The organism is Actinomadura sp. HBU206391 (assembly GCF_014323665.1).
In the GTDB taxonomy this organism is placed as follows: domain Bacteria; phylum Actinomycetota; class Actinomycetes; order Streptosporangiales; family Streptosporangiaceae; genus Actinomadura_C.
Genome location: NZ_JABVEB010000160.1, coordinates 1 through 12,999 on the forward strand (window position 1 = coordinate 1; position 12,999 = coordinate 12,999).

Sequence of the window (12,999 nt, forward strand, 5' to 3'; positions counted from 1 at the left end):
CATGTCGTGTGGTACCTCAGCCAGTTCATGGTGCTCGAACCCGGCGACGTCATCGACACGGGCACGCCAGCGGGGGTCGCCCTCGGCGCCGACGACATCCCCTATCTGACGGCGGGCGACGTCGTCGAGGTGGAGATCGACCGGCTCGGCCGGCAACGGCACGTCATCGGGCAGGCCTGACGGCCGGCCGCGCCTGATGAGAGGGCGGATCCGATGAGCGGCCAGGGCACTCCGGGCGGCGTCGTCGCCCGGGTGCCGCTCGGCCGCCGTGGCGTGACGGTGTCGCGAATCGGGTTCGGCACGGCGCCGATCGGCGGGCTGTTCAGCTCGGTCGGCGACGACGCGGCCGAGGCCACGCTCGCCGCGGCCTGGGCCGGCGGCGTCCGGTACTTCGACACCGCTCCGCACTATGGGCTCGGGAGCGCCGAGCGGCGGCTCGGCGCCTTCCTGGCCGGCCTCGACCCGGCGGCCAGGGCCGAGGCGGTCGTGTCCACCAAGGTGGGCCGGCTGCTGGAGCCGGGCCGCACCGCACCGGGCACCGAGTCGTTCCACGACGGGGCGCCGCTGGTCCGCAGGCGCGACTACACGAGTGAGGGCGTCTACCGGTCACTCGCCGACAGCCTGGAGCGGTCGGGTCTGGACGCCTTCGACATCGCGCTGATCCATGACCCCGACGAGCACTGGGCCGAGGCCGCCGGTGTGGCCTACCCCGCGCTCGCCCGGCTCCGCGACGAGGGTGCGGTGCGCGCCATCGGCGTGGGCATGAACCAGACCGCGATGCTCGCCCGGTTCGTCACCGAGACCGACATCGACTGCGTGATGGTGGCCGGGCGCTACAGCCTGCTGGACCGGAGCGCCGCCGACGAGTTGCTGCCCCTGTGCGCCGAGCGCGGTGTCGGGGTGCTGGCCGCGGGCGTCTTCAACAGCGGTGTGCTGGCCGATCCCCGCCCCGGCGCGCACTACGACTACGCGCCGGCTCCCGAGGCGGTGCTGCGCCGGGCCCGGTGGATGGCCGATCGGTGCGCGGCGCACGAAGTGCCGCTCGCCGCCGCCGCCCTGCGGTTCCCGCTGCGCCATCCGGCCGTCACCGGGATCGTCGTCGGCGCCCGCACCCCGGCCGAGATCACCACCGACCTGACACTGGCCGCGACGCAAATCCCCGACGCCCTGTGGGACGAGCTCACACCGGCGTGATCGCGCGATGGATCGCGCCGTGGCGGGCAGGATGAGGGCATGAGGGTCGTCGCGATCTCGGACACGCACGCGCCCCGGCGCTGGCGTGAGTGCCCGCCCAGGGTGGCGGCCCTGCTGCCCGGGGCCGATCTGATCCTGCACGCCGGCGACGTGTGCACGCCCGACGTGCTCGACGAGCTCTCCGCTCACGCCCCGGTACGCGTGGTGCTCGGCAACAACGACGGCCCGGACGTGGCGACCTGGGGCGCGCCCGAGCGGCTGGAGCTCGATCTCGACGGCCTGCAGGTGGCGATGGTGCACGACAGCGGCGCGGCGGCCGGCCGGACCCGGCGGATGCGGCGCTGGTTCCCCGATGCCGATCTCGTGGTGTTCGGGCACTCCCATATCCCGCTCGACCAGACCGGCGACGGCGTGCGGGTCTTCAACCCCGGCTCACCGACCGACCGTCGCCGCCAGCCCCACGGCACACTCGGCCTGCTGACCATCGAGGGGGGCCGGCTCGTCGAGGCGCGGATCGTCCCGGTGACCTGACCGCGCCCGGCTCCTAAGCGGGCACCGTGGAATCGCGGCCGGGCGGCCCCGCCTCCTCGCGGGGCCCGGTGTCGCGGAGGTCGAGCACCTCGTCACGTTCATCGGATTCGGGCAGCTCCACGGCGGCCGCACCAGGCGCCGGGCGGGGGCGGCGTGGCACCGGCCGACCCGGAGGAGCCGCCGCGGCCGCGATAGACCACCAGGCCGGGCTCCCGCCGTCCAGGCGGGCGGCGTGAGCTTCGGCCGGCCGGAGGAGTTCCGGCCGGCCGGGCGGCCGTGGGTCAGGTGGGCCCGCCGTCGCCGCTCCGAGACTCGCGGCCCCGATACGGGATCATGCGGCCGGCGACATCATTCGGCGGGCGACGCGGTGCCGACGGTGCGCAGGTGGCGAAGTGACCTGCTGTAGGAGTCCACCAGCCCGGTCTCGGCGTACGGCAGGCCGACCAGCGCGCAGTGCTCGCGCACCAGCGGTTGCACCTTGCGCAGGTTGGGACGCGGCATGCTCGGGAACAGGTGGTGCTCGATCTGGTAGTTCAGGCCGCCCAGCATCCAGTCGGTGACCGGGCCGCCGCGGACGTTGCGAGAGGTGAGCACCTGCCGGCGCAGATGGTCCCAGCGCTCTCCCGGCCCGGGCATCGGCATGCCCTTGTGGTTGGGCGCGAACGCCGAGCCCAGATGCAGCCCGAACAGCCCTTGGTGGACGAGGATGAAGACGACGGCGTGCAGCGGCGACATCAGGCCGAAGGCAAGTGCGAGATAGCCGACGGCGTGCACGGCGAGCAGGGTGCCCTCGACGGCCCGCACCCGCGGCGACCGCTTCCGCAACTCGAGGACGCTGGTGACCTGCAGGTTCAGCCCTTCCAGGAGCAGCATCGGGAAGAACAGCCGGTCCTGGTGGCGAGCCGCCCAGAGCATCAGCCCCTGCCGTTCGGCCGTCTGCTCCGGCGTCCACACCAGGGCGCCGGCGGCGACGTCAGGGTCCTTGTCGACGTGGTTGGGGTTGGCGTGATGGCGGTTGTGCTTGTCGATCCACCACCCATGGCTCATCCCGATCATGAGGTTGCCGAGCAGGAACCCGAGCAGCCGGCCGGTGCGGGCCGACCGGCTGATCTGCAGGTGGCCGGCGTCGTGCCCGAGGAAGCCCGTACGGGTGGACAGCAGGGCGGCGGGCACGGCCAGCGCGATCTGCCACCAGGTGTCGCCCATCACGGCGACGGCGACCCAGACGGCGGCGGTGGCCAGCACGTTCGCGGCGATGGAGAACGAGTAGTAGCCGGTGCGTCGGTTCATCAGCCCGCTGGCGCGGACCTGTCTCGCCAGCGGGCTGAAGTCACTCGTACCCTTGCGGTCGCGGGGCACGGCGAGCGTTTCCGGCATAAAGGGTCCTCCGGCTTCGGGTGGGGAAGAGGGCCCAAACGTATGCGACCGGCTGTCCATAAGTCGCCACCCTGAGGGGGTAGATCACAACTGGCTCGCAGGTCGCGGGCCCCCGCGCGTCCCCCGCCTATCACGCCGTGTTCTCAGGCGTCCCGGCGGCGCAGCACGAGGTATCCGCCGATGAGCGCGGCCACGGTCCACGCGATGAGGATGGCCAGGCCGGTCCAGGGGCCGAAGTCACGGTGCGAGATGAACGACTCGTCCGGTGTCACCACCTGCATGGCGACGGCTCCGGCCTGGTCGGGCAGGAACTGCGCGACCTTCCGCACCCCCGGCAGGTTGCCGAGGCCCTGCGAGCCGAGGAACAGCAAGGGGATCATGATGCCGAGCGAGAGCGCCGTGCTTCGCAGCATCGCCGCGACGCCTATGGAGAACGCGCACATCAGCGTCATGTACATGCACGCGCCGAAGATCGCGCGTGGCACTCCGTCGGCGCCCATCGTCGTGCCGTGCGGGCCGAACGCCCACTGCCCCACGAAGAACGTGACCAACACGGTGACCAGCGAGAAACCGAGCGCGAGCAGCGTCCCGGCGAGCGCCTTGCAGCCGTAGAACAGACCGCGCCGCGGTACCGCGGCCAGCGCGGCGCGGATCGTCCCACTGGTGTACTCGGAGCCGACCAGCAGGACTCCGAAGACCACGAGGGAGAGCTGGCCGAGGGTCAGGCTGTAGAAACCCGCGAGCACCGGATCGAAGTTCTCCTGGGCTTCACCGTCCATCTGGTCGAAGCCGGTACGCATCGACAGGCCGAACAGCAGGCTGATGCCGACGCTGACGACGAAGGCCACGAGCAACGTCCAGACCGTCGACCGAAGCGTGCGTATCTTGATCCACTCTGCGTGGAACACCGCAGGGAAGGTCCCGTTCACTGTCGCCCCTCCTTCTCGTGCGCCGGCATCAGGCATCCCGGCGGGACAGCGAGACGTGACCGCCGAAGACCGCGGCCGCGGTCCATAGCGACAGGACGAGCGGCCCGGTCCACGGCCCGAGGACCGCGTCCTCGCGTGGGACCAGCCGCAGCGCGTGCTCGCCGGCCACGTCGGGCAGGAACTGCGCGACAGCCCGCACGGTAGAACAGGCCGCGCCGCGGCACCGCCGCGAGCGAGGCCCGGATGGTCCCGCTGGAGTACTCGCTCGTGACGGTGAGCACCCCGAAGACGACGAGCGCGATCATTCCGAGGCGCAGGCCGTTGAATCCTGAGCCGACCGGGTCGAACGACGCCTTGCTCTCCGGCCTAATGTCGTCGTAGGCGCCGCGGAGGACAAGCCCGAACATCAGGGCGATGCCGACGCTGGAGATGAAGGCGAGCAGCAGCGTCCACAGCGTCGAGGGGACACTCCGCAGCTTGATCCATTCGGCGCCGAGGACCGCCCGCGTGCATCCCGCGCTCATCGCGCCGCTCCCGCGCGGTACTCCACGTCCTTGGCGGTGAGACGCATGAACGCCTCTTCCAGCGACGCCGACCATGTGCTCACCTCGTGCACCGTCAACCCGTTCGCCGCCGCCAGGTCACCGACCCGGGCGGCATCGGTCTCGAACGCCTCCAGGGAACCGTCGTCGGCCTGCCTCACCTGCGCGCCGGCCGCGGTGAGCACATCGCGCATCCGTTCCGGCTCGGGCGTACGAATCCGCACGTACGAGCGGGAGTGACGCTCGATGAACTCGGCCATGCCGAGGTCGGCCAGCAGCCGGCCATGCCCGATGACGACGAGGTGCTCGGCGGTCAGCGCCATCTCGCTCATGAGGTGGCTCGACACGAACACCGCGCGCCCCTCGGCGGCGAGCCTCTTCATCAGGTCGCGGATCCAGCGAATGCCCTCGGGGTCCAGTCCGTTCACCGGCTCGTCGAGGAGCAGGATCCCTGGGTCACCGAGCAGTGCCGCGGCGATGCCCAGCCGCTGGCCCATGCCAAGCGAGAAGCCCTTGGCGCGCTTGTCCGCCACGCTCTCGAGGCCGACCAGCTCGATGACCTCCCGCACCCTGCGCTCTGGAATGCGGCCCGCCCGCGCGAGCCACCGGAGATGGTTGCGCGCGCTGCGGCCGCCGTGCACGGCCTTGGCCTCCAGCAGGAAGCCGACCTGCCGCAGCGGATCGCGCAGCTCGCGGTAGCGCCCGCCGTTGATACGGATCCGCCCGCCGGTCGGGGAGTCCAGATCCAGCATCATCCGCATTGTGGACGACTTGCCCGCGCCGTTCGGCCCGAGGAACCCGGTGACCTGCCCGGGCCGTACGGTGAAGGAGAGCCGGTCGACCGCCGGCGTCCTGCCATATCGCTTGCTGAGGTTCTGTACCTCGATCATTACTGGATCACGCCTTCGGAGTGCGATACGAGTCGCGCTTCACGGTAGAAGCGCGTGCCGCCGGAGGCCGTCCACAAAAGTCGATGTTCCCGCCCACCAAAGTGGACGGTTGCTCCACGTCCGGCCGTAGCCTGCTGACCATGGGCCGACTCGTTGTCGCTGTCGTCGTGGTTCTCGTCGAGGTGGTGTGGCTGCTGCCCGACCGGTCGGATCTTCCCCCCTGGGTGGTGTTCCTCTACGCCGCCGCCGTCGGCCTCGTGATGGCGATCCGGTCGCGGTTCCCCGCCCCGGCCTTCGCGGCCGCCATGGCGCTGGCGTCGGTGTCCGGCGGCTCGTTCGCCCTGCTCGTCTGCGCCAGTTACGAGGCCGGGCACCGCATCGTGTCGCGATGGGGTGCGATCGTGGTCGCCGCCGGTTCGCTCGCGTACCTGGCCGTACAACTGCCGGCGGGCGGCGAGCGCAACACCGCCGCCGCCCTGACGGCCGCGTTCGTCGTGCTCGTGGCGCTGCCCATGGTGGTGGGCCGCTACCTGGCCCAGCACCGGCGGCTGGTGGCGGCCCTCGACCGGCACAACCGGCAGCTGCGCTGGGAGCGGGAGCTGCTCGCCGAGCGAGAACGGCTCCGCGAGCGCCTGCGGATCGCCAGGGACATGCACGACTCCCTGGGCCACCGGCTCGGCCTCGTGTCGGTCCAGGCCGCCGCGCTGGAGGTCACCAGGCTGCCGGAACAGCAGCGGCAGGCCGTCACGCGGCTCGCGGGCGCGGCTCGCGAGGCCATGGACGAGCTGCACGAGCTGGTCGGAGCGCTCCGCCAGCCCGACGAGTCAGTCGAGGCTACCCCTGGCGTCGAGGGCATCGGCGACCTGGTGGACGAGTTCCGCGCCGCCGGGAGCCCGGTCACCTTGCGGTATCGCGGCGAGGCCCGCCCGCTGCCGGTCGCCGCAGGGCAGGCCGCCTACCGCGTCGTAGAGGAGGGCCTGACCAACGCGGCCAAGCACGCCCTGAAGGAGCCAGTCGAAGTGTCCGTGGAGTGGGAACCGGACGCGTTGCTGCTGGGCGTCTCCAACGGCCTGGCGGCCGGCACCGCCGTCGCCGAGGGGCGTCCCGGCCACGGATTGGCCGGGCTGGCCGAGCGGGTACGGCTCGCCGGCGGTCTCCTGCGCACCGACAGGTCCGCCACCGGGTTCCGGCTGGTGGCCATGCTGCCCGCCGTAGCGGAACCGGCGCCGGCCCGATCCCCCGCGGTGGCGCGGATGCGCGTGGCCGCCCTCGTGCTCTCCGCCGCGGCGCTCATCATGTTGACCGGACCGGCCGGTGCCTGGGGCGGATCATGAGCCGATCGATCCGCGTGCTGATCGCCGACGACGAGCCGCTCATCACGGCCGGCGTCCGGACCGTGCTGGAATCGGCGTCCGACATCGAGGTCGTCGCCGAGGCGGAGAACGGCCGGGACGCCGTGGACCAGGCGATGCGACATCGGGTCGACGTGGCGCTCGTCGACATCAACATGCCCGTGATGGACGGGCTCACCGCGGCGGAGCGGCTGCGGCTGCGGTCTCCCGCCGTCCGGATCGTGATGCTGACCGCCTTCGGCGATGAGCCGAACGTAATGCGTGCGCTCCAGAACGGCGCGGCCGGATTCGTGCTCAAGAACTGCTCACCGGGGGAGCTGATCGGCGCGGTCCGCGCCGCCCACGCCGGCGACGCCTTCCTGTCTCCGGCGGTGACCCGGCAGGTGCTGGGCCTGCTGACCCCGGTGGAGGCCCGCCGCAGGCACGAGGCCGCGCGGCGGCTGGAGGACCTGACCGCCCGCGAGTCGGACGTGCTGCGGCTCGTCGCCGAGGGGCTGTCGAACGCCGACATCGGCCGCCGGCTGCACATGACCGAGACCAGCATCAAGACCTACATGAGCCGGATCCTCGCGAAACTCGGCTGTGCCAACCGCGTGCAGGCCGCGCTGCTCACCCGCGACGCCGCACCCTTGGGCTGAGGGCCCGCGTCACCCGCCGGCCTGGGCTGAAGCGGGGCGAGGGCCGCGGCGGAATCGATACCTTGATCGTGTCGCTCCTTCGCCGCCGGGTTGTACCCATTGCGCAAGGCGGCCCGGCGGCTGGCGGGCATCCGGCACATCAACCCACACATCGGCACGGGAGATATACAAACCCGAATTAGATCAAAAAGGCCGCGAAAGTCCCGCGAGGCTAATACATGGCGGACTAAGATCCCCAAAGTTACAGGCGGCCCAGGTCTTCTCCGAAGTCAGGGCGGACGTCGCAGGCGAGGCGAGAGATCAAGATCAAACAGCTTCCATATCTGAGTCGGCACCATTCCCCCGGCTCCCTCCCCTGCCTGCGTCCTCACGTGTTCGGGTGTCACCCGAACAGGCCCGAGATCTCCCTCCGGTGCCATGTCCCACGACCCGTGTCCCGGTTAGCCGACATCGCCTGGGCCCGGCCCGCGCCCCCACCATCCGGTGGCCGCCCCAGGGCTCCCCGGCTCAGCCCGCCACCGACCCCGTCGACGAGGACCTGATTGATGACAACTCACCTTCACATCCGCCGTCAGGCAGAGCGTCCGCCGATCGACCGGGCCCTGCTCGGTCCGCTGGCCGCAGTGGTCGTCGTCGCGGGTGGCGTGTGCCTGTGGGCGACGGCCGCCGCACCGGCCACGCAGCGGGCGATCGTCGCGTTGTCCACCGGTTCGGCGGCGATCCTCTTCTGTCTCGCCGTCGCGGCCGCGGCCTACGGTCTCTCGGCGGTACGCCATCTCCGCGCCCGGATCGCGGTGATGGAGACGGGCATCGCCCGGTTGGCCGATGAGACGTTTCCCGCGGTGGTCGGGCAACTGCGTGACGGGCTGCCGGCCGACACCGTCCTGGCCGAGGTTCCCCAGCCGGCCGACGCCACCCAGCAGCGCATTCTCCGGACCCTGGCACAGGAGATCGGCAAGGGCGAGCGCATGCGCGCCGCCGCGATGTCGGCGTGCGCGAACGCCGCGGGCCGGGTCCAGGCGCTGGCGACCAGCATGCTCGCCGATCTACGGGAAATGGAGAACAGGTACGACGAGGACGTCCTCGGAGACCTGCTGAAACTCGATCACAGCACGGCGCAGGCGGGGCGGCTGGCCGACAGCATCGCGGTGCTGACCGGTGCGCGGTCCGGCAGGCGCTGGACCAAGCCGATCGTGATGGAGAGCATTCTGCGGGGCGCGGTCGGCCGGATCAGCGCCTACCAGCGCGTCCGGATCCACTCGACGAGCAACGTGGCGATCGCCGGTTACGCCGCCGAGGGCATCATGCACGCTCTCGCCGAGCTGATGGACAACGCCACCAGCTTCTCCGCTCCGTCAGAACAGGTGCACGTGTACGTCGAGGAGGTGCACGCGGGTGTCGTGGTGACGATCGAGGACGGCGGTCTCGTCATGAGCGCCACCGCACTGAACCGTGCCGAGAGGGCAGTTTCGGCCGAGCCGCTGGACCTGACCACGCTGTCCGGCACCCGGCTCGGGTTGGCGGTGGTGGGCTGTCTGGCCCGCAAGCACGGCCTGACCGTTTCCTTCAGACCCTCGTCCCGAGGAGGCACGGGAGTAGTGGTCATGATTCCGCGACAACTGATCACGCAGGTGGGGCGGGACCCCGCATCGGCCACCGCCCGCTCGGTGGGCGCACAGTCCCCGTCCGCAGCGGGTCGTGCGGTCACCACGCCCGCCGAGGCGGACACGTCTCCTCAGCCCATCGTGTCCGTGGAGGCCGCGGAGGCCCCCGCATCCAGGGAGGCCGCCGGGCCGGAAGCCGCGCAGCCCGAGGCCGGCGAGGCCTCCGGGCTGCCGAAGCGCCCCCGCGGGCGGACGCTCGCGGCGGCATCCCGGGACGCCGGCGCACGGCAGCCCAAGCGCACTCAGCCCCCCACCGACGCCGGGGCGAGGTTCAGCGCGTTCCGGCAGGCCGGCCGGGGTGGTGGCGGCACCGGCGGCGACGCCTCCGCTGCTCCTCATGACGACGTCCGGTGATCCAGGCCCCCGCCGCTGGACCGGATAGAACAAATCAACGGATTGGAGGCAGGGGCCGACCGCCGGGCGACCACGCACGGATCACCGCCCCATAACGCCGATGAAGACCACAGACCGTGACCTCGACTGGTTGCTGGAGAATCTCCTCGAGAGGACGCCCGAGGCCAGACACGCCCTGGTGCTGTCCAAGGACGGGCTCAAGCTCTGCCACACGTACGGGCTGACCACGGACCAGGCCGACCAGCTGGCCGCCATCGCCTCCGGAATACAGAGCCTCTCCTTCGGAGCGTCCGTCGAGTTCGGCGATGGCAGCGGTGGGGTGCGGCAGTCCATGACCGAGTTCCACGGCGGGCTCCTGTTCATCGTCGAGGCCGGAGAAGGAGCCCACCTCGCCGTCGTGGCGACCGACGAGGCCGACGTCGGCGTCATCGGTCACAACATGAACGAGCTGGTCGAGCAACTCGGCGAATATCTGGTCGCTCCACCGCGGCTTCCAGAGCAGACCAGCCGGCCACGATGACCTCCCGACCAGTCGACAGAGAGGACCCGGACCGGCTGTACACCGTCACCGGCGGGCGCAGCCGTGCGGACGAGAGCGCCATCGACATCGTCACGCTGATCGTGAGCGAGTGCGAACCCACACCGGGCATGCAGTCCGAGCATGTCAAGATCCTCCAGATGTGCCACAGCCCGACGGCGGTCGTGGAGATCTCCTCGGAGCTGGAGCTGCCGGTGAGCGTCGTCACGATTCTGCTGTGCGACCTGCTCGACACCGGCCGGATCACCGCTCGCCATCCGTCCTCCGCCCCCGCCAGGGCGGAGCTACCCGATCCCGAAATGCTGAAGCAGGTGCTCGTTGGACTTGAAAAGCTCTGAGCAGACCGCCCGCACGCCGCTGCGGGGCACCGCCAGCAACGCGCTGAAGATCGTGATCGTCGGCGGATTCGGCGTGGGCAAGACGACCATGGTCCGTTCGGTCAGCGAGATCCGCCCGCTGAGCACCGAGGAGACCATGACGCGGGCCGGTCTCGGGATCGACGACGCGGGCGGCGTACAGGACAAGACGACGACCACGGTCGCCTTCGACTTCGGCCGGATCAGCCTGAACGAGCAACTCGTGCTGTACCTGTTCGGCGCGCCCGGCCAGGAGCGGTTCTGGTTCCTGTGGGATCGCCTGTTCTCGGGAACGCTCGGCGCGGTCGTCCTCGTGGACACCCGGCGGGTGGCCGACTCCTGGTACGCGATCGACCGCCTCGAGCACCACGGGATGCCGTTCATCGTCGCCCGCAACGACTTCGGCGGACCGGCGCACGACCTGGAACGGGTACGGGACGCGCTGTCCCTGTCCGACGACATCCCGCTGATCAACTGCGACGCCCGCGAACGCGCCTCCAGCAAGGCCGTGCTGATCACCCTGGTCAACCATCTCTACGCCCTGTCCTCCGCCCGGGAGAGCACACCATGACCGACGACCCCAACCAGTCGCCCGACACCACCCGGCCGCCCTCCGGCTCAGCGCCTCCCGCGGGATGCCCCGCCCACAACGGAGCGGTGGCGCTGTACGGGCCGAGGTACCAGGAGAACCCGGCCGAGCTGTATCGGGAGATGAGACGTGAGCACGGTCCGGTCGTCCCGGTCGTGCTGCAGGGCGACATACCCGCGTGGCTCGTGATCGGCTACCGCGAGCTCCATCACGTGCTGAGCAATCCGCAGCTGTTCGCCCGTGACGCCCGCCGCTGGAACGCCTGGGACCGCATCCCGCCCGACTGGCCGCTGATGCCGTACGTGGGAAGCCCGCCCTCCTCCCTGCTGTCCACCGAGGGGGCCGAGCACCAGCGGCGCGTGGGCGTCATCAGCGACGCCCTCGCCGCCGTCGACCAGTTCTCGCTCAAGGCGCGATGCGAGGAGCTCGCCGACCGGCTGATCGACAACTTCGCCGGCCGGGGCGAGGCCGATCTGATCACCGACTACGCCAAGCCGATACCGGTGCTCGCCGTCGCCAAGATGTTCGGCCTGCCCGACTCCGAGGCGCCCGGCGTGGTCCGGAACATCACCACGGCGTTGGACGGGGCGGAGGGCGCCGTCGAAGCCTTCCAGGGGATCGGCGCCACGATGCAGGAGCTGCTGGACACCAAGCGCGAGCGTCCCGGCCCGGACATCGTCTCGCGCATGCTGGCCCACCCCGCGCAGCTCTCCGCCGAGGAGCTCAGCCAGGACCTCCTCCTGGTGCTCACCGGAGCCCAGGAGGTCACGGCCAACTGGATCGGGAACGCCCTGCGGCTGATGCTGACCGATGACCGGTTCGCCCTGACCCTGTCGGGAGGCCGCCGCAGTGCCGGGCAGGCGCTGAACGAGGTGCTGTGGGAGGACACGCCCGGCCAGAACAGCCTGGGCCGCTGGGCCGTCCGGGACACCCAGCTGGGTGGCCGCCGCATCAAGGCCGGCGACGCGGTCATCATCGGGATGGCCGGCGCGAACGCCGATCCGCAGGTACGGCCGGACTCCTACTCGGGTTCCGCCGGGAACCACGCCCACTTGTCGTTCAGTCACGGCGAGCACGGGTGCCCGCACCCCGCGCCGGAGCTCGGCGAGGTCATCGCCCACACGGCCGTCGAGGTGCTCCTGGACCGGCTTCCGGACGTGATGCTGTCGGTGGCCCCCGAGGAACTGACGTGGCGGCCGTCCTTCCAGATTCGCGCGCTGTCCGCACTGCCCGTCAAGTTCACCCCGGCGCACGTCACCGGGGGCCGATGACACCTCGGTGATCGTCGTCATCGGCGCTCGACGCCGGCGTGGGCCTGCGCACGTCCTCCCCGGGTCGCCGGCTCCTCGGTTCAGCAGCCCGGGGGGCCGCAGCGCGCCTCCGCCGGGCCGACCGGCCGGAGCAGCACGGTGTAGTCGTAGTCCTGGTCCGGCCGCACCTGGTACTCCGGGCGCACCGGGTTCGGGGTGTCGCCGACCCCGGTGACGGCGTGGTCGACGTGCAGGGTGTTCCAGCCCGGGTTGTGCACCCGGCTGAACGGGTAGAGCGCACGGTCCAGGTCGTCGTACGGCGTCACGCTCACCTCGAGGTCACCGCCGACGAGCAGGCCCGCGCCGGACCGGTCGGTCAGCATCGCCCAGCGGACGTCGTCGTGGTTGCCGTAGTCCTGCGGCCGGTAGTAGTCGACGTACTGCTGGTCGACCGTCGAGGACCACACGCCCACCGGGGTGCCGTCCTTGCGGTCGTTGTAGTTCTCCACCGGGCCGCGCCCGTACCACGTGAACCGCCGGAGGCGTTCCGGCGCCTTCACCGTGAAGCCGACGCGGGCGAGGTAGGGCAGCGCGCGGACGGTGCCCTGCGGGCTGACCTGGTGCCGTACCTCGATCTGCCCGGCACCGTCCACCGTGTAGGTGGTGACCTGGTCGAACCAGGCGGACGGGTATCCCGGCGCCGAGACCCTGCTCGGGATCTGGACCTCGACCGTGTCGCCGGGCGTGACGGTGAGCGCGCCGGGCTCGGTGACGAGCCGGTCGAGGCCGGCCCTG

General features: G+C 71.2%; 15 protein-coding genes. 10 read left to right on the plus strand and 5 right to left on the minus strand.

What is annotated here, in order from left to right; genetic code table 11:
- The 3 genes from HKK72_RS28655 to HKK72_RS28665 form a co-directional block, all read left to right on the plus strand.
- Positions 1–180 (plus strand): fumarylacetoacetate hydrolase family protein (locus HKK72_RS28655; RefSeq protein WP_187237552.1); only part of this gene is annotated, 180 nt, incomplete at its 5' end.
- Positions 181–213: 33 nt separating this feature from the next.
- Positions 214–1,194, plus strand: a complete 981-nt coding sequence (locus HKK72_RS28660) for an aldo/keto reductase (RefSeq protein WP_187237553.1) — start codon at positions 214–216, stop codon at positions 1,192–1,194.
- Positions 1,195–1,233: 39 nt separating this feature from the next.
- Positions 1,234–1,725, plus strand: a complete 492-nt coding sequence (locus tag HKK72_RS28665) for a metallophosphoesterase family protein (RefSeq protein ID WP_187237554.1) — start codon at positions 1,234–1,236, stop codon at positions 1,723–1,725.
- 348 nt (positions 1,726–2,073) lie between these two features.
- Here HKK72_RS28665 and HKK72_RS28670 read toward each other — a convergent pair whose 3' ends face one another.
- The 4 genes from HKK72_RS28670 to HKK72_RS28685 form a co-directional block, all read right to left on the minus strand.
- Positions 2,074–3,102 carry a fatty acid desaturase family protein gene (locus HKK72_RS28670; RefSeq protein WP_187237555.1) on the minus strand — a complete coding sequence of 343 codons (1,029 nt, stop codon included), beginning with the start codon at positions 3,100–3,102 and terminating at the stop codon, positions 2,074–2,076.
- A gap of 143 nt (positions 3,103–3,245) precedes the next feature.
- Positions 3,246–4,031: an ABC transporter permease subunit gene (locus HKK72_RS28675; protein ID WP_222721258.1), complete on the minus strand. Its 786-nt coding sequence runs from the start codon at positions 4,029–4,031 to the stop codon at positions 3,246–3,248.
- A gap of 28 nt (positions 4,032–4,059) precedes the next feature.
- The gene (locus tag HKK72_RS28680) at positions 4,060–4,230 is read right to left on the minus strand and encodes a hypothetical protein (protein WP_187237557.1); all 171 of its coding nucleotides are present in this window, start codon (positions 4,228–4,230) and stop codon (positions 4,060–4,062) included.
- Between the two features lie 321 nt (positions 4,231–4,551).
- Positions 4,552–5,463, minus strand: a complete 912-nt coding sequence (locus HKK72_RS28685; RefSeq protein ID WP_187237558.1) for an ABC transporter ATP-binding protein — start codon at positions 5,461–5,463, stop codon at positions 4,552–4,554.
- 140 nt (positions 5,464–5,603) lie between these two features.
- On the opposite strand from HKK72_RS28685, the gene HKK72_RS28690 reads away from it, so the two are divergent.
- From HKK72_RS28690 to HKK72_RS28720, 7 genes are all read left to right on the plus strand, one after another.
- A complete protein-coding gene (locus HKK72_RS28690; protein ID WP_187237559.1) occupies positions 5,604–6,797 on the plus strand; it encodes a sensor histidine kinase in 1,194 nt (397 codons plus the stop codon).
- Positions 6,794–7,453: a response regulator gene (locus HKK72_RS28695; protein WP_187237560.1), complete on the plus strand. Its 660-nt coding sequence runs from the start codon at positions 6,794–6,796 to the stop codon at positions 7,451–7,453. Before HKK72_RS28690 ends, HKK72_RS28695 begins: the two co-directional genes overlap by 4 nt.
- 545 nt (positions 7,454–7,998) lie before the next feature.
- Positions 7,999–9,471, plus strand: a complete 1,473-nt coding sequence (locus HKK72_RS28700; RefSeq protein WP_187237561.1) for a sensor histidine kinase — start codon at positions 7,999–8,001, stop codon at positions 9,469–9,471.
- A 100-nt stretch (positions 9,472–9,571) separates the two neighbouring features.
- Positions 9,572–9,991: a roadblock/LC7 domain-containing protein gene (locus tag HKK72_RS28705; protein ID WP_187237562.1), complete on the plus strand. Its 420-nt coding sequence runs from the start codon at positions 9,572–9,574 to the stop codon at positions 9,989–9,991.
- Positions 9,988–10,347, plus strand: coding sequence for a DUF742 domain-containing protein (locus HKK72_RS28710; RefSeq protein ID WP_187237563.1), 360 nt, complete (start codon positions 9,988–9,990; stop codon positions 10,345–10,347). The genes HKK72_RS28705 and HKK72_RS28710 overlap by 4 nt, the downstream gene beginning before the upstream one ends.
- Entirely contained in the window at positions 10,334–10,936 is a 603-nt protein-coding gene (locus HKK72_RS28715; RefSeq protein WP_410050350.1) for a GTP-binding protein, read from the plus strand. Before HKK72_RS28710 ends, HKK72_RS28715 begins: the two co-directional genes overlap by 14 nt.
- On the plus strand, positions 10,933–12,225 hold the full coding sequence (locus HKK72_RS28720) for a cytochrome P450 (RefSeq protein ID WP_187237565.1): 1,293 nt from the start codon (positions 10,933–10,935) through the stop codon (positions 12,223–12,225). Before HKK72_RS28715 ends, HKK72_RS28720 begins: the two co-directional genes overlap by 4 nt.
- Before the next feature lie 80 nt (positions 12,226–12,305).
- Here HKK72_RS28720 and HKK72_RS28725 read toward each other — a convergent pair.
- A partial coding sequence (locus HKK72_RS28725) for a beta-galactosidase small subunit (RefSeq protein ID WP_261987289.1) occupies positions 12,306–12,999 on the minus strand: 694 nt, incomplete at its 5' end.